Origin of the sequence: Geomonas limicola (assembly GCF_014193675.1) — a bacterium.
GTDB classification, from domain to species: Bacteria; Desulfobacterota; Desulfuromonadia; order Geobacterales; family Geobacteraceae; genus Geomonas; species Geomonas limicola.
In genome coordinates this window covers 35,185-55,536 of record NZ_BLXZ01000009.1, presented here as the reverse complement: position 1 = coordinate 55,536, position 20,352 = coordinate 35,185, and the positions used below count along the sequence as shown (strand labels likewise).

The following is a 20,352-nucleotide window of genomic DNA, read 5'->3' as shown; positions in this document are numbered from 1 at the left end:
GGGGAGAGGAAGGTCTACCAGGCGAACCCCGGTTCCGCCCCTACCGATTTGCCGCAGCAGCATGAACTGCCCCCTGCGGTACCCAAGCAAAAGTGAGTATTTCAAGTTATGGTAAAACGTTCCGATAAAGTCTCCGAAGCAATCCACAAAGTCGTCTCAGAACTGCTCATCAAAGGGATCAAAGATCCCCGCGTCGGTTTTGTCACCATCACTGGCGTCAAGGTGAGCACCGACCTGCACTATGCCACCGTGTACTTCACGGTGATCGGCTCCGAGCAGGAGAAGAAGAACACCGAGGCGGGACTCAACTCCGCCCGCGGCTTCATCAGGAAGGAAATCGGGCAGGCCCTCAAGCTGCGGGTGACCCCGGAGGTCCTTTTCAAGTACGACACCTCGGTCGAATACGGCCAACACATCGAATCGCTCTTGAAGGAGATAGGTGCCACGGATGACGGAAAGGATGCAGGCGGTAATAGCTGATATCGCGGCCGAGATCGACGGCCACTCCACGTTCCTGATCACCAGCCACGAGGGACCGGACCCGGATGCCGTCGGTTCCACCCTCGCGCTCGCCAATCATCTGGCAGCGTTGGGCAAGGACGTCACCGTTTACCTGTGTGATCCGGTCCCGGAGAACTGCAGCTTCCTGCCCATGGCGGACCAAGTCTGCCACGAGCTGCCGGATCGTGATTTCGAGGTCTGCTTCGTTCTGGACATCGGCGAGTTCCGGCGCGCCGGCAAGGCGATCACCGGTTCGAGCCGCATCGCCCGCTTCGTCAACGTGGACCACCACCTGGGCTGCGAGGACTTCGGGGTGCACAACCTCATCGACTCTACCGCCTGCGCCACGGCCGCGCTCATCTACCGGATCATCAAGGCGCGTGGCGACGTCATCGGCTACCCCACCGCCCTTTGCATCTACACTGCCATCTTGAGCGACACCGGCAGTTTCCACTACTCCAACTCCAACCCCGAGGCCTTCGCCATCGCGGGTGAGATGATCGCCCTGGGGGTCAAACCCTGGGACGTCTCCGAGGCGCTCTACGAGAGCGATCCCCGCGAGAAGATCACCCTCCTGGCCCAGGCACTTTCCGATCTCACCATCTCTCCCTCGGGCGAGTACGCCTCGCTCACCGTTACCCAGGAGATGTACCGCCAGACCGGCGGCAACGCAGAGCTCACCGACGGCTTCATCAACTTCGCGCGCCGCATCCGTGGCGTCGAGGTAGCACTCATCTTCCGCGAGCTTCGGGAAGGGGAGTTCAAGGTGGGCTTCCGGAGTAAGGGGAAGGTGGATGTCTCCGCCATCTCCGCGGCTTTCGGAGGCGGTGGGCACCGCAACGCCGCCGGCTGCGTCGTCAAAGGTTCCCTCGCCGAAGTGAAAGCCCTGGTATTCGACCGACTGGAAAAATCCCGCTGATGCTCGACGGTTTTTATGTGATTGACAAGCCGGTCGGTGTCACCTCCCACGACATCGTTTCGAGGGTGAGGCGCGCCATCGGCCAGAAGAAGGTGGGGCACACCGGTACCCTCGATCCTTTCGCGACCGGCGTCTTACCGGTGGCGGTAGGGGAGGGGACCAAGGCGATCCAGTTTCTCGACGAGTCCGAAAAGGAGTACCGCGCCGTCTTGCGGCTGGGGATCGCCACCGATACCCAGGATCTGACCGGACAGGTCGTTTCCGAGCGGGACTGGACCGGGGTCACCCCGGCAGACCTCGAGGCGCTGGTGCCCCGCTTCACCGGAAAGCTCTCCCAACTCCCCCCCATGTTCTCCGCGTTGAAGCAGGGTGGTGTGCCGCTCTACAAGCTGGCGCGCCAGGGGAAAGAGGTGGAGCGTGAGCCGCGCGAGGTGGAGATCTACTCGCTTACCTTCGACTGGATCCGACTCCCCGAGGCGGCCTTCACCGTGCGCTGTTCGCGCGGCACCTACGTGCGCACGCTTGCCTGCGACATCGGCGAGGCGCTGGGGTGCGGCGCCCACCTTCTGGAATTAAGGCGCCTTAAAAGCGGCCTGTTCCTGGAGGCCGAGGCCATCACCCTGGAGACGTTGCAGGAAGCGGCGGACAAGAGCGAACTCCTCATGCCGCTCGATCGGGCGCTCGATCACCTGAAGTCGTTCGAACTCTGCGAGGAGGCCGGCAGGCGCATTGCCAACGGCATTGCGCCCCAGGTACAGGATCTGCCGCCCGGAGCGCTGGACGAACTCAAGCAGGACGAGGAAGTGAGACTCTATGTGGCGGGGCGTCTTGCTGCAGTAGCGCGCTGCGACAAGGTCAGAGGACTCAGGCTGGCACGAGGCTTTAACTAGTATTCAATCTTTACACACTCTACCTTTTGTGGTAGAAAGGTGGGATGTTGACCCTGCCGCGGACATACCTCGCCGCGTGCAGTACTTAACAAGCAACCAAAACTAAGGGGGAAAATTCATGCTGGTAACCGAAAAGAAGCAGGAAATCATTTCTGCTCACAAGCTGCACGACTCGGACACGGGTTCTCCGGAAGTGCAGATCGCCATCCTCTCGGAGCGTATCACCTACCTCACCGAGCACTTCAAAACCCACAAGAAAGATCATCACAGCCGTCGCGGTCTGCTGAAGATCGTTGGTCAGAGAAGGGGGCTGCTTGATTACCTCAAGCGCAAGGATGTGAATCGCTACAAAGCGATCATCGAGAAACTCGGCATCAGAAGGTAGTAGGAAAAAAAGGCAATATGCCTCTCCCGGGGTATATTGCCTTTCCATTTAACCAAGGGCCTTGTGCCCTTTTCTTGTTGGGGGCGTGGATAAAAAAGCTCTGGGCAGTTGGCCCAAGGCTCTTTTCTCGGCGGCCCCAACACCAACCTAGCTGGCAATTGGAGGCCAATTATGATTCACACTGTAGAAACGCAATGCTGCGGCAAAACCATCACCATCGAAACCGGTAAAGTGGCCAAACAGGCAAGCGGCGCCGTCATGATCAAAAGCGGCGACACCATGGTGCTCGTCACCGCGGTGGCACTGAAAACCGCCAAGGAAGGGCAGGGCTTCTTCCCGCTTACCGTCAACTACCAGGAGAAGGCGTACGCCGGCGGCAGGATCCCGGGTTCCTTCTTCAAGCGCGAAGGTCGTCCCTCCGATAACGAGACCCTGACCTGCCGCCTCATCGACCGCCCGATCCGTCCGCTGTTCCCGGAGAACTTCTTAAACGACACCCAGATCATGGCGACCGTCATCTCGGCCGACAAGGATCACGATCCGGGGATCCTCTCCATGATCGGCGCCTCGGCAGCTCTCATGGTTTCCGACGTCCCCTTCGCCGGCCCGATCGCGGGCGTCAAGGTGGGGCGCGTGGACGGCAAGTTCGTCGCCAACCCGACCGCTGAGGAGCTGGAGCTGAGCGACCTCGAAATCGTCGTGGCAGCCAGCAAGGATGCCATCCTGATGGTCGAGGGTGAGGCCAAGGAAGTCCAGGAGAACGACCTGCTGGAAGCTATCTTCTTCGGTCAGGCCGCCGTACAGGACGTCCTGAAGGCCCAGGAAGAGTTGGCTGCCAAGGCCGCCGTCGCCAAACGCGTCATCGAACCGCCGGTCGTCAACGAAGCGCTCAAGGCCCGCGTCAACGAGCTTGCTTTCGAGAAGATGAAGGCTGCCGTGCGCATCAAGTCGAAAGGTGAGCGTCACGACGTGATCGACGAGATCACCGCCGCCACCGTTGCCGCCCTCGCCGAGGAGTTCGAAGGTTCCGAGAAAGAGGTGAAGGCCTTCATCGAAGACCTCGAGTACAACCTGGTCCGCGAGCACATCATCAAGGACGGCAGCCGCATCGACGGCCGCGACACCAAGACCATCCGCGCCATCAGCACCGAGGCCGGCTTCCTGCCCCGCGCCCACGGCTCCGCCCTGTTCACCCGCGGCGAGACCCAGGCCATCGTGGCCGCCACCCTGGGCACCTCGGTCGACGAGCAGCGCATCGATTCGCTCTACGGCGATTCCCGCAAGAAGTTCATGCTGCACTACAACTTCCCGCCGTACTCCGTCGGCGAAACCAGCTTCCGTCTGGCTCCGGGCCGCCGCGAAATCGGCCACGGCAACCTGGCCGAACGCGCCCTGCAGCAGGTACTTCCGAAGCACGATGACTTCCCCTACACCATCCGCATCGTCTCCGACATCACCGAGAGCAACGGCTCCTCCTCGATGGCGACCGTGTGCGGCGGTTCCATGTCCATGATGGACGCCGGTGTACCCATCAAGGCGCCGGTAGCCGGCATTGCCATGGGCCTCATCAAGGAAGGCGAGGGCTACGCCATCCTCTCCGACATCCTCGGTGACGAAGACCACCTGGGCGACATGGACTTCAAAGTGGCCGGCACCGCCGAGGGCGTCACCGCGCTGCAGATGGACATCAAGATCGGCGGCGTAACCCGCGAGATCATGCAGAACGCCCTGGCCCAGGCCAAAGAAGGGCGTATCCACATCCTTGGCGAGATGGCCAAGACCCTCGGCAGCGCACGTGCGGACCTCTCCGCCTTCGCTCCGCGCATCACCACCATCTGGGTCAAGGTCGACAAGATCCGCGACGTCATCGGCTCCGGCGGCAAGAACATCCGTTCCGTCACCGAGGCGACCGGCGTCAGCATCGACATCGAGGACACCGGCAAGATCAACATCGCTTCCACCAACAAGGAAGCCTGCGACCTCGCCATCAAGATGATCCGCAACCTGACCGCCGAGGCCGAGGAAGGGAAACTCTACATGGGCACCGTCAAGAAGGTGATGGAGTTCGGCGCCTTCGTGGAAATCTTCCCGGGCACCGACGGCCTGGTACACGTCTCCGAACTGGACAAAGAGCGCGTTAAGAACGTCACCGACATTCTCAATGAGGGCGACAAGGTCCTGGTGAAGTGCATAGGTATCGATAAACAGGGCAAAATCAAGCTCTCCAGGAAAGAAGCTTTGGGGCTTTCGCTGGAGGAATAATGAAAGGGAGTCTGGCAATTTTCGGGTTAACGGTTATAGTTTGAGCCATGATAAAAAAATCCGTCCTCGATAACGGTATCCGCGTCATTTCCGAGCGGATACCGTACGCCAGCTCCGTTTCCATCGGTATCTGGGTCGCCAACGGCTCCCGCCACGAACAGCGGGAGTCGAACGGCGTCGCCCATTTTATTGAACACCTCCTCTTCAAGGGGACCGACCGTCGTTCCTCCCTGGACATCGCCAGGGAGATCGACTCGGTCGGCGGCGTGTTGAACGCCTTCACCAGCCGTGAGTACGTCTGCTACTACGCAAAGGTTCTGGACAAGTTCCTCCCCCGTGCGGTCGATCTTTTGACCGACCTGTTTCTGCACTCCACCTTCGATCCCGACGAGATAGAAAAAGAACGCCGCGTGGTGCTCCAGGAAATCAGCATGATGGAGGACACCCCCGACGACCTGATTCACGACCTCTTCCACCAGCATTTCTGGCAGGGGCATCCCCTTGGGATGTCCATCCTGGGCGATGTTGCCAGCGTCTCGGGACTCTCGCGCGACGCCATCATCGGCTATAAGGACCAGATGTACCGCGGCGAGGACATCATCGTGAGCGCTGCCGGCAACCTGGAACACGATGATCTCGTGCGCCTCCTTGAGGATCACCTGAAGTCGGTTCCCGACGGGCACGGCCGGACTCCGTCCGAGCGTCCCAGCTACGTGCGCCGCATCGAACTGGTGGAGAAAGACCTCGAGCAGGTTCACGTCTGCCTTGGGATGCGGGGTGTGCAACAGGACCATCCCCACCGCTACGACGCCTTCATCATGAACGCGATCCTGGGAGGCTCGATGAGTTCGCGCCTGTTCCAGGAAGTCCGTGAGAAGAGCGGCCTAGCCTATTCGGTCTACTCCTATATCGCCTCGCACGCCGATGCCGGTTCACTGGTGGTCTATGCCGGCGCCGCACCCGAGAACAGTGGCAACCTTCTGGAGATCATGCTGAAGGAACTCTCCCGCTTCAAGACGGAGCCGGTTCCCGAGGCCCAACTGGACGGCGCCCGCGAGCAGCTTAAGGGAAACCTCCTGTTGTCGCTGGAGTCGAGCGACAACCGGATGTCACGGCTGGCCAAAAACGAAATCTACTTTGGTAATCCTCTGCCGCTTTCCGAGATCATGGCCGGTTTCGACCAGGTGAGTTCGGAGAGTATCCAGAAGCTTGCCAATGAAATCCTCGACAACTCCACCCTCACCCTGGTGATGCTGGGGAGGGTCGGCGCATCACAGTTCCATCCCGCGGATATCATCGTCTGACATGCCCAATATTGCTGTAAAAATAAAAAGGTTGCGGCCCACTAATCTCCCGTGTTACATGACGGAGCAGGCGGCCGGTGTCGACCTGCACGCCGCACTCGAGGGAGGACCGTGCGTCCTGCATCCCGGTGAGCGCGCCTTGGTGCCGACCGGCATTGCCCTGGAGATCCCTCCCGGCTATGAGGCGCAGGTGCGCCCCAGGAGCGGGCTCGCTCTGCGGCACGGGATTTCCCTGGTGAACTCGCCCGGAACCATCGATGCCGATTACCGCGGCGAGATCGGCGTGATCCTGATCAATCACGGCAAGGAGACCTTCGTCATCGAAAATGGCGAGCGGATCGCCCAGTTGGTCTTTGCCCGTTACGAGCGGGCTCAGTTCGTCGAGGTCGAGGAGTTGGGCGACACGGAGCGCGGCGCCGGCGGCTTCGGCCACACCGGGCGCTGAACCCCCAAAACCGTTCACCGCAAAGACGCAAAGAACGCAAAGAAAACCTATAGCCACCAAAGGCACCAACCGTCACAAGAAATCACGGTAAACCTTTCAAGACTGTTCGTTGACGCACCAGGCCGAACCCGCTTCAGGTTGTTTTAAGTGTTCTTGACGTCCTTTGCGTCTTTGCGGTGAAAAAAGATTTTTTCGAGGTACCTATGCGCGACCCTCGTGTACAACAACTTGCTGACGTTCTGGTGAATTACTCTGCCAGGGTCAAGGCCGGCGACGTGGTGCTCATCTCTGCAGCCGGGTTCGAGGCCGCTCCCCTGGTAAAGGCGATCTACGCCCTGTGTCTTGAGAAGGGGGCGAAGTACGTCGAGTACGAATTCACCCTCCCCGACATCACCCGCTACTTCTACAACGGCGCGAGTGCCGAGCAGATCTCCTACTTCCCGGAGCACAAGCTCGAGTTCATGAAGAAGGTGGACGTCTTCATCGGCCTTACCGCCTCGGACAACTCGATGGTGATGGCCCGGGCCAACCAGTCCAACATGATCGCTTGGTCCAAGGTGGTACGCCCGATCCAGGACCAGCGCGTAAAGCACACCCGCTGGGTGATCACCCGCTACCCGACCCACGGCGCCGCCCAGGAAGCGCGCATGAGTCTCGACGAGTACGAAGACTACCTCTTCGCCGCCTGCTGCATGGACTGGGAAGCGGAATCGAAAAAACAGGACGCCCTGAAGGCCTGCGTCGACGCGGCCGACCAGGTACGTATCGTGGCGAGCGACACCGATCTCAGGTTCAGTCTGAAGGGGCTTCCCGGCATCAAGTGCGATGGCAGGCTCAACATTCCCGACGGTGAAGTCTTCTCCGCGCCGGTACGCGATTCGGTGGAAGGGTACATAACTTACAACTGCCCGACCGTGTACCAGGGGAAAGAGTTCAACAACATCCGTCTCGAGTTCGAGCGCGGCCGTATCGTGCGCGCCAGTTCTCCGGGGATGGACGAGGAACTGAACCGGATTCTCGACACCGACGAGGGCGCACGCTACATCGGGGAGTTCGCCATCGGCGTCAACCCGCGTATCCGTGTGCCGATGCGCAACATCCTCTTCGATGAGAAGATCTTCGGATCCATCCACTTCACCCCGGGTCAGGCTTACGACGAGTGTGACAACGGCAACCGTTCTGCGGTACATTGGGACATGGTAAAAATCCTGGCCGGCGACGGCGAGCTTTGGTTCGACGACATCCTGATCCAGAAGGACGGCCGTTTTGTCCACGAGCCGCTTTTGGGTCTCAACCCAAGCGAGTAATGCATGCTTCTCGAGATTAACCCCGACAATCCCCAAGCTCGACTGATTGCCAAAGTGGTGGATATCCTCAAGGCCGGTGGTGTCGTGGCGTATCCGACCGATACCACCTACGGTATCGGTTGCAGCATCTTCTCGAAAAAAGGTGTCGAGCGCATCTACCAGATCAAGCAGCGCGACCGCAAGAAGCCCTTTTCCTTCATCTGTTCGGATCTCTCTGAAATTGCCCGCTACGCCAAGGTCAGTAACTACGCCTTTAAGCAGATGCGCCGCCTGCTACCCGGCCCCTATACCTTCGTGCTGGACGCCGCCTCGGTAGTCCCGGACCTTTTGCTGACCAAGCAGAAGACGGTGGGTATCCGTATGCCGGACAACAAGATCTGCCTCGAGATCGTGAATGCACTGGGGCATCCCATCGTTACCACCAGCGCCAACCTCTCGGGTGAGGAGCCGATAGGTCATCCCTGGCAGGTAGACCTGGATCTCGGCAAGTTGCTGGATGTGGTTGTGGATGGCGGCGAGCTCACCGCGGATGTGAGTTCGGTGGTGAGCCTGATCGGCGACGTGCCGACCGTGCTCCGCAAAGGTGTGGGGGATGTAAGCTGGTGCGAATGACGAACCGCCCGGAGGGGCACCATGCGTAAGAGAACGGTCCGTAGCGGCCTCAAGTTCATGCTGGCCGGCGTGATCTGCGTGATCATCGCTACCTTTTTCCCGGCCCAGGCTGCCGATTTCCTGATGCTGGGGATCGGTGGCGAAGTCCGACTCACTTTCCTTGGGTTTTTCCTCGGTGGAGTATGCGGCGGCTGCGGCGTGCTGGTTGCCGCTGCAGGCCTGGTGCAGGCTGGCGGCAACGAGCGCGAGGTGCGCCTGGTGCCGACCGTGGTCATGCTCCTCTCCATGGTGGTACTTTTCTTCGCGCTCGCCTACAGCTCCTTTACCACGCCTGCTGAGGCTCCGGCTTTGCAACGCGGTGAAAGCATCAATATCTAGCTAGACACCCCCCGAACATCCTGCCCAGAACCTGTTCCTGCCCAAGGCCTTTCGTTCATGACCCGTTGAGGTGTAAATGGAAACCGTTTTCGTGCGAGATGATTTTGTTTCCCGCGAGATGATAACGTTTGGCGCGAGTTGGTTTTGCTAAGCGGGGAGATGAAACCGTTTTCGTGCGAGATGATTTTGTTTCCCGCGAGATGATAACGTTTGGCGCGAGTTGGTTTTGCTAAGCGGGGAGATGAAATCGTTTCGTCCGAGATGGTTTCGTTTCGCGCGAGATGAAAACGTTTGGTGCGAGTTGGTTTTGCTAAGCGGGGAGATGAAATCGTTTCGTCCGAGATGGTTTCGTTTCGCGCGAGATGAAAACGTTTGGCGCGAGTTGGTTTTGCAAAGTGGGGAGATGAAATCGTTTCGTCCGAGATGGTTTCGTTTCGCGCGAGATGAAAACGTTTGGCGCGAGTTGGTTTTGCTAAGTGGGGAGATGAAATCGTTTCGCGCGAGATGGTTTTGTTTCGCGCGAGATGAAAACGTTTGGCGCGAGTTGGTTTTGCTAAGCGGGGAGATGAAATCATTTCGTCCGAGATGGTTTCGTTTCGCGCGAGATGAAAACGTTTGGCGCGAGTTGGTTTTGCTAAGCGGGGAGATGAAATCGTTTCGTCCGAGATGGATTTGTTTCGCGTCGAGATGAAAACGTTTGGCGCGGGTTGGTTTTGCTAAGTGGGGAGATGAAATCGTTTCGCGCGAGATGGTTTTGTTTCGCGCGGGATTGTTTCGCTTAGCGGGGAGATGGAAACGTTTCACGCGAGATGGCTTCGTTTCGTGCGCGGATAGTGGCCGGTGTTTTTCTGGTCTTGGAAATAGCGGCGTGCTATATTGGCACGGTCATACCAATGAGAATGGAGGGAACCATGTACCGTCTTACCATACACACAGCCTTCGCGGCGGCTCACAACCTTATTCACTACCAGGGCGACTGCGAGAACCTTCACGGACACAACTGGAAGGTTGAAGTCTCCATCACCACCGCCGAACTCGACAAGGCCGGCCTGGGGATCGACTTCAAGATCCTCAAGCGTGAAACCAACACGCTTTTGAAGACCCTGGACCACAAATACCTGAACGAACTGGAACCCTTCAAAAGTCTCTCCCCTTCGTCGGAGAACATCGCCCGCTACCTCTACGTCGAACTTACCAAGATCTTCGGATCCGATAAGGTAAAGGTGGAAATGGTGACCGTTTGGGAGTCCGACTACGCCGCAGCGAGCTACTATGAGTAGAGAGTCGGCCACCTTGGTCGAGTGCTTCTCCTCGATTCAGGGGGAGGGGATGCAGGTAGGGCTGCGCCAGGTGTTCCTGCGCTTTGCCGGCTGCAACCTGAGCTGTTCTTTCTGCGATACCCCGGGCATGGCCGACGCTCCCGCCGAATGTCTTCTGGAGCAGACGCCGGGCCGGGAAGACCTGGTACGGGTGGCAAACCCGGTGAGCTGCGAGCGGATCGTGGAGCTGATCGAGGGGTGGACCCGGAAGTGGCCGGGACTGCATCATTCCATCAGCGTTACCGGCGGAGAGCCGCTTTTGCACGGGCGCATCCTGGAACAGTGGCTCCCGGAGCTGAGGAAGCTTCTTCCGATCTACCTGGAGACTAACGGGACCCTACCGAAGGCGCTCGCCCCGCTTTTGCCGCACCTGGACTATATCGGGATGGATTTCAAAATCCCTTCCGCCACCGGTTGTGCACCGCTTTGGGAAGAACATCAGCAGTTCCTGGAACTTGCCGCCCAGAAGAGTGTGTACGTAAAGCTGGTGGTCGGGGCGACGACAACGAACGAAGAAGTTGAACAGAGCTGTCGCATGATTGCGGAGGTTGACCGGAAGATTCCGCTCATCCTGCAGCCCATGACCCTGCCGGATGGCAGACTCGCCATCTCTTCGCGGCGTGCCCTGGAACTCCAGGAAGTGGCCGGTGTGCTGCTTGTCGAGGTGCGGGTGATTCCGCAGACGCATAAGTTTTTGGGAGTTTTGTAGAAGATTGATACGCGTTACCCGCGTAATTCCGAAGAACACCTTCGCACAAACAGCTGGCCTGTTGCAAGAGAGTCCCCTCTCCCCCTGCGGGAGAGGGATAGGGGGAAGGCGCCACGTCATTGAAGATGGCAGCTTCACCCACCCCCTGACCCCCTCCCGTCAAGGGAGGGGGGAAACTACTCTGAATTTACTGGATGATACAACAAGGGGCCCAAAGCGGCCCCTTTTCTCTTCCCTGGGCTTTCTGCTACAATGAGGCGGTTTGGTTCTCAATGGGGGTTATCTTGCACAGCTTGGCAAAACGAGAGGAGATGGTCGCGGTTCTGGAGACTCTTTCCGGCAAGCACCTGAAAGGGAAGGGGAGGGCGCTGCGCCTCTGCTTGATGGCGCTTTTGACCGGCGGCCACATCCTCCTGGAAGATATCCCCGGCCTTGGGAAGACCACCATGGCACTCGCCTTCGCCAGTGCGCTCGGGCTCTCCTTCGGACGGGTACAGTGCACGAGCGACCTGCTCCCCTCCGACATCACCGGCCTTTCCATCTACGACCGCAACGAGGGGCGCTTCAGCTTCGTCAAGGGCCCCATCTTCAACAACATCGTACTGATCGATGAGATCAACCGGGCAATGCCCAAGACCCAGAGCGCGCTTTTGGAGGCGATGGAGGAGCGCAGGGTCACCGTCGAAGGTGTCACCTACCAGTTGCCGGATCCCTTTCTCGTGCTGGCCACCCAGAACCCGGCGGAGCAGGTCGGAACGTTTCCGCTCCCCGAAAGCCAGATGGACCGTTTCGTCATGCGCACCGGGATCGGCTACCCTCCCGAGGAGATCGAGAAGGAGATCCTGATGCACGGCTCGATCCGGGACGAGATCCTGCACATCCCGGCGCTGGTCACCCACCAGGACCTGGTTGAGGCGATCGGCGCGGTCAGAAGCCAGGTGTATCTCGGCGAAAAGGTAACCGATTACGTCTACGCCATCATTGCCGCCACCCGGAACCACCCGCTCATCCAGACCGGCATTTCCACCCGCGGCGGCATCGGCCTGGTGGAAGCCGCCAAGGCCGCGGCTTACCTGGCCGGCCGACCCTTTGTCGCCCCCGAGGACGTCCGTGAGGTGGCCCCCGTGGTCTGCGCACACCGGCTGATCTTCCGCCCCGAACAGGAAGGGGTGGACAAGGAGCAATTATTAACCGCACTGCTGCAAGAGATTCCGCTCCCTCTCACATAAAGCTGACCAAGGGAGGGGGGCTTTACGTGGCGGCCACACTGCTCTTGGGGGTGGCCGCCGTCAATACCGGGAACAACCTGCTCTTCCTGGTGGTCTCCGCCATGCTCGGCTTCATGGCGGTCTCGGGCCTGCTGGGCTGGCTGAACATCCGCGGGCTCGCGGTGTCGGTGCGCCTGCCCGACGAGGTCTACGCCGGTATCTCCACCCAGCTCACCGTGCGGGTCGAGAACCGCAAACGACTGCTCCCTTCCTTTCTGATCACCGCGACTCTCCTGGGACATCCCGCCAGTTTTCTCCTGCTCGATCCGCGAAAGGCGCAGACGGGCTCGCTGTTGGTCGCCTTTCCGCAGCGCGGCAGGATCGCCCTTCCGGTGGCCCTGATCAGCTCTGCCTTTCCGGTTAACTTCTTCGTGCGCAATATAAGGGTCCCGGTGACGGGGAGCCTCCTGGTGTTTCCTGCGCCGCGCTCCCTTGCCCTGCCGGCGGGTGCGGGCAAGCCGGAGAACGGCAATGCCCGGAGCCTTGCGGCGCCGGGGCATGAAGGGGAACTTGCCAAAATTTCCGATTACCAGGGGGGCGAATCGCTCAAGCTGATCCACTGGCGCCTTTCCGCCAAGCACGAGGACTACAAGGTAAAACACCTGACCTCCAACGCCACGGAACCGGTGCTCATCGAAATAGACACCCTGCCGGGGCGTGACCTCGAGGAGCGGCTGGGCTACGGCACCTTCCTGGTGAACCGCCTGGTACGCGGCGGAAGTGCCGTGGGTCTTAAGCTGGCCCAGCGGGTCATTACTCCGGCCGCCAGCCGCAGCCATCGCCTGAAACTGCTCGGAGAGCTTGCCGTATATGGTCAGAGTTAAAACCATCCTCAGTATTCTGACGTTGTGCGTCGCCCTGATCGGCTATCTGCCGCTTGCTCCCTATCTGGATCCGCTGGCGACCTGGGCGTTCCCCGTGGCCCTGCTCTTTGCCTGGTTTCAGCAGCGCACCGACCGCTCGCTCTCCGGACGCCTGCTGACCCCCGCGTCGATCCTGCTCTTTCTCTACTACGCATCGGGAATGAACCGGGACAACCTGCTTTCGGTTACCGCGAACCTCTTGGTCATGTTTCTCAGCATCCGGCTGGTGGGAGAGAAGAGCGGGCGCAACTACCTGCAGATCTTCGCGCTTGCGCTCTTTTGCCTGGCGGCTTCCTCGCTGTACAACCTCTCGGCCCTTTTTCTTGTCTACCTGCTGGCGCTGCTCCTGTTGCTGGCGGTCTCCCTGGTGGTGCTCACCTTCCATGCCCACGATGCCAAGCTGGTGCTGGAACACCGGCAACTGAAAAAAGTGCTGGGGGTTGCGGGACTGATGCCGGTGGCGGCGCTTCCCCTTCTGCTGGTACTCTTCGTGATCCTGCCGCGGACCCAGTTTCCACTCTGGGACTTCCTGAACCGCGGTGGCGGCAACCGCACCGGGTTCAGCGACACGGTCAAGCCGGGAGCTACCGCCAGTGTCAGCGAGGTGAAGGCGGTTGTGCTACGGGTCACCAGCCCGAAAATCCCCGAGAACCGGCTCTACTGGCGCGGGATCGTCTTGAACGCGCTGCAAGGAAACGCCTGGGTTCGGGTTCCGGGACCGGAAGAGCACAGCCTGGTTCCGACCAGCGGCGAGCTGATCCACCAGGAGATCTACCCGGAACCCACGAATAGCCCCTATCTGGTGGCGCTGAATATCCCGCGCCAGATAACTGGCCTGCGCACCGCAAACGAAGCCGGTGTGGTGTTCAAGGTGCGCGCCCCGCTGGAAAAACGGGTCAAATACGAGGCGGTCTCGTCACTCTCAGACCTGGTCCGGGTAAAGGGCGGCATTGACCGGGACTTCTACCTGCAGGTACCCGCGGTGGTGTCACCCCGGTTGCAGGGAGCGGCCCGCGAAATTTCCCGCCCGGGGGCCACCGATGTCGAGAAACTTCGCCTGCTGGAGCGCTTCATGCGCAGCCAGCGCATCTCTTACGCCACGAGCGGATTACCGGTAGGCAACCAGGCCCTGGACGACTTCCTGTTTGCCAGGAAACGGGGAAATTGCGAATTCTTCGCCTCGAGCTCCGCACTTTTACTGCGGCTTGCCGGCATACCGGCGCGCCTGGTGGGTGGCTACCGGGGGGGGAACTACAACGAGATGGGTGGGTACTACCAGGTGACTGAGGACATGGCTCATGTCTGGGTCGAGGCTTACCTGGACGGCAGGGGATGGGTGACGCTGGATCCCACCGCCTGGTCCATCGGATTCGGGCGCCGGGCCGCCTTGGGGGACACCTTGAGGATGTACGTCGATACGCTCGGTTTTTACTGGAACAAGGCGGTTATCACCTACGATCTGGACAAACAGATCTCTCTTATGCGCAAGGCCGGAGGCGCGGTCCGCCAACTGCACCTGCCCAGTTTTTCCGTCAAGGGAGCGCTGGTCTGGATCGCCTGGCTCGTGCCTTTGGGTGGCGCACTCCTTTGGTACCTGGTCGGTTCCGTGAGCTGGGAAGAGAGGGTGCTGCGGCGCTTTCTGCGGGCGGTGGCACGGCGCTACCCGACGGTCGCCGCGGAACACAACGGCCTGTTCGATCTGGCGCAACGTACCGGAGATCCGCAGGTTGCCGAGTTCGCCGCGATCTACGGCTCTGCGATCTACCAAGACCGTCGCCTGGAACCTGGGGAATTGGATAATCTTAAGCAACTTGTGCGGGTTATCAATCAGCATCGTCCTTGACACCCGCGCCCGATTGTTTTAGTTTTAGCAGCGGCTTATTTCTGCGAGATATGAGGCGGCCCCTTGGCTTCGAAAAAAGACAAAATACTGGAAAGTGCGCAACGTTTTGTACTCAAAGGCCAGATCGACAAGGCGATCAAGGACTACCAGCAAGTGGTGGTGCTCGACCCGAAGGAGATCAGGCATCGCCAGCGCCTGGCGGAACTGTTGGTGCGCGACAACCGGAAAGATGAGGCGATCGTACAGTACGAGGACATCGCCAGGCACTACGCAGAAAACTCCTACTACCTGAAGGCGATCGCGGTCTACAAACAGATTCAGCGCCTGGTTCCGGAGAGTACGGACGTGGCACTGCACCTGGCTGAGCTGAACGCGAAGCAGGGACTCACCGGCAACGCCCTTGCCGAGTTCGGCCAGGTTGCGACCCAGTTCGAGAAGGAAGGGGATCTGAAGGGGGCCGTGAAGGTCCTGGACCGGATGCTCCTGGTGGACGGTGTTACCCCCGCGACCCGCTTGAAACTTGCCGAGCTCCTGTACAGCACGGGAGACCGGGAGCGCGCGTACCAGGAATTCGAAAGCTATGCGGCACAGCTCACCAAAGGTGCTGACCGGGCCGCCCTAGCCAGGGTGACCGAGCGGATCGCGGAGCTGTTTCCCGAGCGCCAGGCTTCCCCGGCTCCAGTTGGGACGCCGCCCGCCGACGCCCCGGTGCGCGAGGCGGCGACGGGGCTCGACCTGCCCTCGACCCCTTTTGAAGCGGTCGCGGAGTTTCCCGGAGTGCCGGGCGACACCCCGGCCCCCTGGGAGACGCCGGAGTTGGAGCCCGCGGCGCCGGCCTCCTCGGCGCAGGAACCGCTCCCCTGGGAGTCCCACGGCGAGCTGGAGCTCGATATGAGCGATCCGCTCGAGGCGGCTCCCCCTCCGGTTCCCGAAATCGACCTGCCGCTCGACTTCTCGCTCTCCCTGGAATCCGACGAGCACAATCCTTTTGCCGCCCAGGCCCCCACGGAACCTGCCACTGCCGAACTGCCGTCCTTCGACGACCTTCCCAGCTTTGGTACGCTTCCCGAGGCTCCCGCTGCCCACGGGACTGGGGAAGAACCCGAGATGCTGGAACTCGACTGGCCGGAGGAGATCGATCTTTCGCTGGAGTTGGAAGTCGGGAACGACGCCGACGCGGCCCGCACTGCTGAACTGGCCGCTGCGGCTGAAGCAAGCCGTGCTGCCAAGGCGGCCGAGCAGGCCCGTGCCGCTGCCGCCGAGGAGGCGGAGGCTGCCCGGCTGGCTGAGGAAGCGAAGGCCGCCGAAGAGAAACGGTTGGCCGAGGAAGCCAAGGCAGCCGAGGCTGCCCGGCTGGCGGAAGAAACTCGGCTCGCTGAAATCGCTCGTGCTGCCGAGGCCGCCAGGGTTGCGGAAGAGGCGCGTGCTGCCGAGGCGCGCATCAGCAGCGGTTGGCAGGAGATCTTCCCCGAGGCCCTGGCCCCCGGCGCCTCGCTCGATCTCGACGAACTGGAATCGCACTACGACCTGGGGATCGCCTACAAGGAGATGGGTAAGCTTGCCGGCGCGATCAAGGAGTTCGCTCTCGCCGCCGGAAACGAACGTCGGCGGCTGGACTGCCTGATCCTCCAGTCGATCTGCTACCGCGAAATGGGGAACCTCGACCAGGCACGCGAGCTTTTGCAGCGCGGACTCGCCCTGGAACTGGGCGACACCGAGCGCACCAGCCTGCGCTACGAGCTTGCGTTTCTTTTGGAGAGTACCGGGAAATTGGAGGAGGCGCTTGAGCTCTACCGCCAGGTGTTACAGGCCAATCCCGCATTCCACGAGGTGGCAGAGCGGATCGGGGCGTTGGCCGGCGAGGAGGGACTCGATATCATCGAGCTCGAGCCCGAGGAAGAAGAGGAACTGGTACCCTAAGGGGCCAAGCCCATCAAGTTAAGCGGGGGCACCAGGCGGATCGGTGCCAGGAAAACCTGCATATCATAGCTGGCGGGGAGCGGGGGAAGCGGTCCCGCCTTCGCTATCGAATCCAGCACCGCCTTGTCGTACTGGCGGTTGCCGGAACTCTCCGAGATTCTCGCCTCCAGGATCGAGCCGTTGCGCGCCACCGCAAGCAGCACCACCACCGGGGCGACTCGCCGCTTGTCTATCTGCTCGTTCATCCACCACTTCTCGTTGATCACCTGCAGCATGTCAAGGTAGTAGGTCTTGATGTCGTCCCGCAAGGTCTCACCTTCGCCCAGGCTCTTGAAATACCCCCTGGTAAGGCCGAGCCCCAGGAAGGTGTGGGAGCGGTCTTCGTCGGTTTTCGCTTGCGGTGGGGTGGCAGGCTGAACCGGCGGGGTTTCGACGCGCTGCTCCTGGACGGGTTCGGGAGGAGTGGTCTGGTCCGGCATTTCGGGTTCCGCGGGCGGGGTGACCGTTTCCTGCTTCGGGGGAAGCGTCTGCGGTGCCGGGGACTGCACCGATTTGAGGTCCACGTAGGTAACGGCGGGAACGGGCGCCGGTTGGCTCCCGGAAAAGGAGATCAGGACAAAGGCGGCAAAAAGGTGCAAAAGGAACGACGCGGCCAGTCCCAGTACCAGTTTGCGGTTCACCGTAAGGTGCGATATCGATTCAGTCTCTTGCAGCGCTTCTGCCATGCCCCCAGCTTTCCTCCCGCTTCTCGTTAAAAACACCGGCCTTCTTATAACAAATTCTGCCTCATCAAGCTAACGAAAAGCAACGACTGGGTGGCGCTGCGACGCCTGCCGGTGCTTTTGTTTCCCGCAGCGCGGGGAAATAAAAAAGGGACCCCGGTTCGGAGTCCCTTTTCTGTGCCTTTTTTGCTTGGAAGCGTTACGCGCTCTGGGCGTCCACCACGGCGATGGCGGCCATGTTGACGATGTTGGATACGTCGTCGCCGCGCTGCAGCACGTGGAAGGGTTTCTTCATCCCCATGAGGATCGGACCGATCGCCTCGCCGCCTCCCAGACGGTGCAACAGCTTGTAGCAGATATTGCCGGAGTTGAGGTCGGGGAAGATGAGGACGTTGGCCGGCCCGCTCAGGGTGGCAAACGGGTAGTTGGCCAAGAGCTCCGGGGTGACCGCGGTGTCGGCCTGCATCTCGCCGTCGATTTCCAGCTCGGGGGCTTTCTGCTTCACGATCTCCACCGCTTTTTTCACCTTGATGGCGAGCGGGTTGTTGACCGAGCCGAAGTTGGAGAAGGAGAGCATGGCGATGCGCGGCTCGATGTCCAGCAGGCGCACCTTTTCTGCTGCCAGCAGCGCGGTCTCGGCTAGCTCCTCGGCGGTCGGATCGATCTCGACGGTGGTGTCGGCCAAAAAGACGATACCCTTCTTGAAGACCATCATGTACATGCCGTGCACGCCGGCCAGTTGCGACTGCTTGCCGATCACCTCGAGCGCCGGGCGGATGGTTTCGGGGTAGTGCGAGTCGATACCCGAGAGGCAGGTGTCGGCGTCGCCCATGTGCACCATCATCGAGGCGAAGTGGTTACGCGACTTGCGGCGCACGATGCGGCGCGCCTCGGAGAGGGTAACCCCTTTTCTCTGGCGCAGCCGGTAGAGTTCCTGGGCGTAGCCTTCGGTGAGTTCCGACTCTTCCGGATCGATGATGGGGACGTTCAGGTCGAGCCCGAGTTCGGCGATCTTCCCTTCCACCTTCCTGCGGCTGCCGACCAGAATCGGCTGGGCGATCTCTTCTTCGATGAGGGTGTAGGCGGCCTTGAGGATCTTCTCGTTATCGCCTTCGGGGAAGACGATCTTCTTGGGATCGCTCTTCGCCTTGTTGATGATGAGACGCATGGTCTCCTTGGATTTCCCCTGGAGCGCCTCGAGCTGCTCGACGTACTTGTCGAGGTCGATCTGCTGGCGTGCCACGCCGCTCTCCATGGCTGCTTTGGCGACTGCCGGGGCGACGCGCAAAAGGGCACGCGGGTCAAACGGTTTCGGGATGATGTAGTCGCGGCCGAAGCTGAACTTCACGTTGCCGTAGGCGCGGCACACCGAATCCGGGCACTCCTCGCGGGCCAGTTCGGCAAGCGCCCGGGTCGCGGCAAGCTTCATCTCCTCGTTGATGCCGGTGGCACGCACGTCGAGTGCCCCGCGGAAGATGAAGGGGAAGCCGAGCACGTTGTTCACCTGGTTCGGATAGTCGGAGCGGCCGGTCGCCATGAGGACGTCGCCGCGCACCGCGTGGGCCTGTTCCGGGGTGATCTCGGGATCCGGGTTCGCCATGGCGAAGATGATCGGGTTGACCGCCATCTTGCGCACCATTTCGGGGGTGAAGGCCCCCTTGACGGAGAGGCCGTAGAGGACGTCGGCACCTTCGACTGCTTCCTCCAGGGTCCTCAGCGGGGTGTCCTGGGCGAAGAGCTCCTTGTACTTGTTCATCCCCTCGACGCGACCTTTGTAGATGACCCCCTTGGTGTCGCACATGATCAGGTTCTCGCGCTTAAGGCCCAGCGAGATGGCGAGGTTGGCGCAGGAGATGGAAGCGGCGCCGGCACCGTTGATGACCAGGCGAACCTCGTCGATCTTTTTCCCCACCAGCTCGAGGGCGTTGACGAGGCCCGCGGCGGAGATGATGGCGGTGCCGTGTTGGTCGTCGTGGAAGACCGGGATGTTCATGGTCTTCTTGAGCTCCTCTTCGATGTAGAAGCACTCCGGGGCCTTGATGTCCTCGAGGTTGATGCCGCCGAAGGTCGGCTCGAGAAGCTGCACCACCTTGATCACGTCGTCCGGGTTCTCCGAGTTCACCTCGAGGTCGAAGACGTCAACGTCGGCGAAGCGCTTGAAGAGGATCCCTTTCCCCTCCATGACCGGTTTCCCGGCAAGTGCGCCGATGTTCCCCAGACCCAAAACGGCGGTGCCGTTGGAAACAACCGCAACCAGGTTTCCCTTGGCGGTGTACTTGTAGGCGTCTTCGGGATTTTTTTCTATCTCAAGGCAAGGTTCTGCGACGCCCGGCGAGTAGGCAAGAGAGAGATCGCGGGAAGTGAGACACGGTTTCGTCGAGACGACCTCGATCTTGCCCCTGCGACCCGTCGAGTGATACTCAAGAGCGTCCATTTTCTTTGCCATTGCTACCTCCTGAAAATTTTTATACTAATACCGTAGTTCTGCCATAGGCAGGAAACGGGTGATTCTCGTTGGACTGTTCATTGTAGGGAATAAAAAGTTCAACAAGAACAAACAGTTTACAAATCAGCTACATGGAGCGAAAAGAGAGGTGGGCTCTAGGATGAGTGCACACGGATTAAATAAACCCATCGTATACGGCTGTCAAGACATTTCCTCCCGAATAAAACAGCTGTTTTAAAGTTGTCGCGGGGCTCTTGTT

General features: G+C 60.4%; 19 protein-coding genes. 16 read left to right on the top strand and 3 right to left on the bottom strand.

The window, feature by feature from the left end:
- Positions 1 to 108 precede the first annotated feature (108 nt).
- The 10 genes from H7688_RS19180 (at position 109) to H7688_RS19135 (ending at position 9,003) form a co-directional block, all read left to right on the top strand.
- Positions 109 to 480 (top strand): ribosome-binding factor A, encoded by a 372-nt coding sequence (locus H7688_RS19180; RefSeq protein WP_183362868.1) that lies wholly within the window; start codon positions 109 to 111, stop codon positions 478 to 480.
- Positions 449 to 1,420 carry a DHH family phosphoesterase gene (locus H7688_RS19175; RefSeq protein ID WP_371873207.1) on the top strand — a complete coding sequence of 324 codons (972 nt, stop codon included), beginning with the start codon at positions 449 to 451 and terminating at the stop codon, positions 1,418 to 1,420. The genes H7688_RS19180 and H7688_RS19175 overlap by 32 nt, the downstream gene beginning before the upstream one ends.
- On the top strand, positions 1,420 to 2,310 hold the full coding sequence (gene truB, locus H7688_RS19170; protein ID WP_183362867.1) for a tRNA pseudouridine(55) synthase TruB: 891 nt from the start codon (positions 1,420 to 1,422) through the stop codon (positions 2,308 to 2,310). Before H7688_RS19175 ends, truB begins: the two co-directional genes overlap by 1 nt.
- A 118-nt stretch (positions 2,311 to 2,428) precedes the next feature.
- The gene (rpsO, locus tag H7688_RS19165) at positions 2,429 to 2,695 is read left to right on the top strand and encodes a 30S ribosomal protein S15 (protein ID WP_183354280.1); all 267 of its coding nucleotides are present in this window, start codon (positions 2,429 to 2,431) and stop codon (positions 2,693 to 2,695) included.
- Positions 2,696 to 2,866: 171 nt separating this feature from the next.
- Entirely contained in the window at positions 2,867 to 4,957 is a 2,091-nt protein-coding gene (gene pnp / locus H7688_RS19160) for a polyribonucleotide nucleotidyltransferase (protein WP_183362866.1), read from the top strand.
- 47 nt (positions 4,958 to 5,004) lie between these two features.
- Entirely contained in the window at positions 5,005 to 6,261 is a 1,257-nt protein-coding gene (locus H7688_RS19155; RefSeq protein WP_183362865.1) for a M16 family metallopeptidase, read from the top strand.
- A 1-nt stretch (position 6,262) separates the two neighbouring features.
- The gene (gene dut / locus H7688_RS19150; protein ID WP_183362864.1) at positions 6,263 to 6,706 is read left to right on the top strand and encodes a dUTP diphosphatase; all 444 of its coding nucleotides are present in this window, start codon (positions 6,263 to 6,265) and stop codon (positions 6,704 to 6,706) included.
- A gap of 203 nt (positions 6,707 to 6,909) precedes the next feature.
- Positions 6,910 to 8,013 (top strand): aminopeptidase, encoded by a 1,104-nt coding sequence (locus tag H7688_RS19145; RefSeq protein WP_183362863.1) that lies wholly within the window; start codon positions 6,910 to 6,912, stop codon positions 8,011 to 8,013.
- A gap of 3 nt (positions 8,014 to 8,016) precedes the next feature.
- Positions 8,017 to 8,625 carry an L-threonylcarbamoyladenylate synthase gene (locus tag H7688_RS19140; RefSeq protein ID WP_183362862.1) on the top strand — a complete coding sequence of 203 codons (609 nt, stop codon included), beginning with the start codon at positions 8,017 to 8,019 and terminating at the stop codon, positions 8,623 to 8,625.
- 21 nt (positions 8,626 to 8,646) lie between these two features.
- Positions 8,647 to 9,003 carry a hypothetical protein gene (locus H7688_RS19135; RefSeq protein WP_183362861.1) on the top strand — a complete coding sequence of 119 codons (357 nt, stop codon included), beginning with the start codon at positions 8,647 to 8,649 and terminating at the stop codon, positions 9,001 to 9,003.
- On the opposite strand, the gene H7688_RS19130 is transcribed toward H7688_RS19135, so the two are convergent.
- The gene (locus H7688_RS19130; RefSeq protein ID WP_183362860.1) at positions 9,000 to 9,578 is read right to left on the bottom strand and encodes a hypothetical protein; all 579 of its coding nucleotides are present in this window, start codon (positions 9,576 to 9,578) and stop codon (positions 9,000 to 9,002) included. The genes H7688_RS19135 and H7688_RS19130 overlap by 4 nt on opposite strands.
- 336 nt (positions 9,579 to 9,914) lie before the next feature.
- Between H7688_RS19130 and queD the strand changes: the two genes are divergently transcribed.
- The 6 genes from queD to H7688_RS19100 all read left to right on the top strand — a co-directional run bounded on the left by queD (position 9,915) and on the right by H7688_RS19100 (position 16,925).
- Entirely contained in the window at positions 9,915 to 10,283 is a 369-nt protein-coding gene (gene queD / locus H7688_RS19125; protein WP_183362859.1) for a 6-carboxytetrahydropterin synthase QueD, read from the top strand.
- Complete coding sequence (locus H7688_RS19120) at positions 10,276 to 11,031, top strand: 7-carboxy-7-deazaguanine synthase QueE (protein WP_183362858.1); 756 nt, start codon at positions 10,276 to 10,278, stop codon at positions 11,029 to 11,031. Before queD ends, H7688_RS19120 begins: the two co-directional genes overlap by 8 nt.
- 311 nt (positions 11,032 to 11,342) lie before the next feature.
- A complete protein-coding gene (locus H7688_RS19115; protein ID WP_183363011.1) occupies positions 11,343 to 12,260 on the top strand; it encodes an AAA family ATPase in 918 nt (305 codons plus the stop codon).
- Between the two features lie 26 nt (positions 12,261 to 12,286).
- On the top strand, positions 12,287 to 13,123 hold the full coding sequence (locus H7688_RS19110; protein WP_308470313.1) for a DUF58 domain-containing protein: 837 nt from the start codon (positions 12,287 to 12,289) through the stop codon (positions 13,121 to 13,123).
- Positions 13,110 to 15,005: a transglutaminase TgpA family protein gene (locus tag H7688_RS19105; RefSeq protein ID WP_183362857.1), complete on the top strand. Its 1,896-nt coding sequence runs from the start codon at positions 13,110 to 13,112 to the stop codon at positions 15,003 to 15,005. Before H7688_RS19110 ends, H7688_RS19105 begins: the two co-directional genes overlap by 14 nt.
- A 63-nt stretch (positions 15,006 to 15,068) precedes the next feature.
- The gene (locus tag H7688_RS19100) at positions 15,069 to 16,925 is read left to right on the top strand and encodes a tetratricopeptide repeat protein (protein ID WP_183362856.1); all 1,857 of its coding nucleotides are present in this window, start codon (positions 15,069 to 15,071) and stop codon (positions 16,923 to 16,925) included.
- Here the strand turns inward: H7688_RS19100 and H7688_RS19095 are convergent.
- Positions 16,922 to 17,650 carry a TonB family protein gene (locus H7688_RS19095; protein WP_183362855.1) on the bottom strand — a complete coding sequence of 243 codons (729 nt, stop codon included), beginning with the start codon at positions 17,648 to 17,650 and terminating at the stop codon, positions 16,922 to 16,924. The two genes, H7688_RS19100 and H7688_RS19095, sit on opposite strands and share 4 nt — an antisense overlap.
- A gap of 196 nt (positions 17,651 to 17,846) precedes the next feature.
- Entirely contained in the window at positions 17,847 to 20,093 is a 2,247-nt protein-coding gene (locus H7688_RS19090; protein ID WP_183362854.1) for an NADP-dependent malic enzyme, read from the bottom strand.
- Between the last annotated feature and the right edge of the window lie 259 nt (positions 20,094 to 20,352).

Bases quoted from the DNA above. Each gene is read 5' to 3' on its own strand.
- H7688_RS19180 (WP_183362868.1), top strand. From the start codon at position 109: ATGGTAAAACGTTCCGATAAAGTCTCCGAAGCAATCCACAAAGTCGTC.
- H7688_RS19175 (WP_371873207.1), top strand. From the start codon at position 449: ATGACGGAAAGGATGCAGGCGGTAATAGCTGATATCGCGGCCGAGATC.
- truB (WP_183362867.1), top strand. From the start codon at position 1,420: ATGCTCGACGGTTTTTATGTGATTGACAAGCCGGTCGGTGTCACCTCC.
- rpsO (WP_183354280.1), top strand. From the start codon at position 2,429: ATGCTGGTAACCGAAAAGAAGCAGGAAATCATTTCTGCTCACAAGCTG.
- pnp (WP_183362866.1), top strand. From the start codon at position 2,867: ATGATTCACACTGTAGAAACGCAATGCTGCGGCAAAACCATCACCATC.
- H7688_RS19155 (WP_183362865.1), top strand. From the start codon at position 5,005: ATGATAAAAAAATCCGTCCTCGATAACGGTATCCGCGTCATTTCCGAG.
- dut (WP_183362864.1), top strand. From the start codon at position 6,263: ATGCCCAATATTGCTGTAAAAATAAAAAGGTTGCGGCCCACTAATCTC.
- H7688_RS19145 (WP_183362863.1), top strand. From the start codon at position 6,910: ATGCGCGACCCTCGTGTACAACAACTTGCTGACGTTCTGGTGAATTAC.
- H7688_RS19140 (WP_183362862.1), top strand. From the start codon at position 8,017: ATGCTTCTCGAGATTAACCCCGACAATCCCCAAGCTCGACTGATTGCC.
- H7688_RS19135 (WP_183362861.1), top strand. From the start codon at position 8,647: ATGCGTAAGAGAACGGTCCGTAGCGGCCTCAAGTTCATGCTGGCCGGC.
- H7688_RS19130 (WP_183362860.1), bottom strand. From the start codon at position 9,578: ATGATTTCATCTCCCCGCTTAGCAAAACCAACTCGCGCCAAACGTTTT.
- queD (WP_183362859.1), top strand. From the start codon at position 9,915: ATGTACCGTCTTACCATACACACAGCCTTCGCGGCGGCTCACAACCTT.
- H7688_RS19120 (WP_183362858.1), top strand. From the start codon at position 10,276: ATGAGTAGAGAGTCGGCCACCTTGGTCGAGTGCTTCTCCTCGATTCAG.
- H7688_RS19115 (WP_183363011.1), top strand. From the start codon at position 11,343: ATGGTCGCGGTTCTGGAGACTCTTTCCGGCAAGCACCTGAAAGGGAAG.
- H7688_RS19105 (WP_183362857.1), top strand. From the start codon at position 13,110: ATGGTCAGAGTTAAAACCATCCTCAGTATTCTGACGTTGTGCGTCGCC.
- H7688_RS19095 (WP_183362855.1), bottom strand. From the start codon at position 17,650: ATGGCAGAAGCGCTGCAAGAGACTGAATCGATATCGCACCTTACGGTG.
- H7688_RS19090 (WP_183362854.1), bottom strand. From the start codon at position 20,093: ATGGCAAAGAAAATGGACGCTCTTGAGTATCACTCGACGGGTCGCAGG.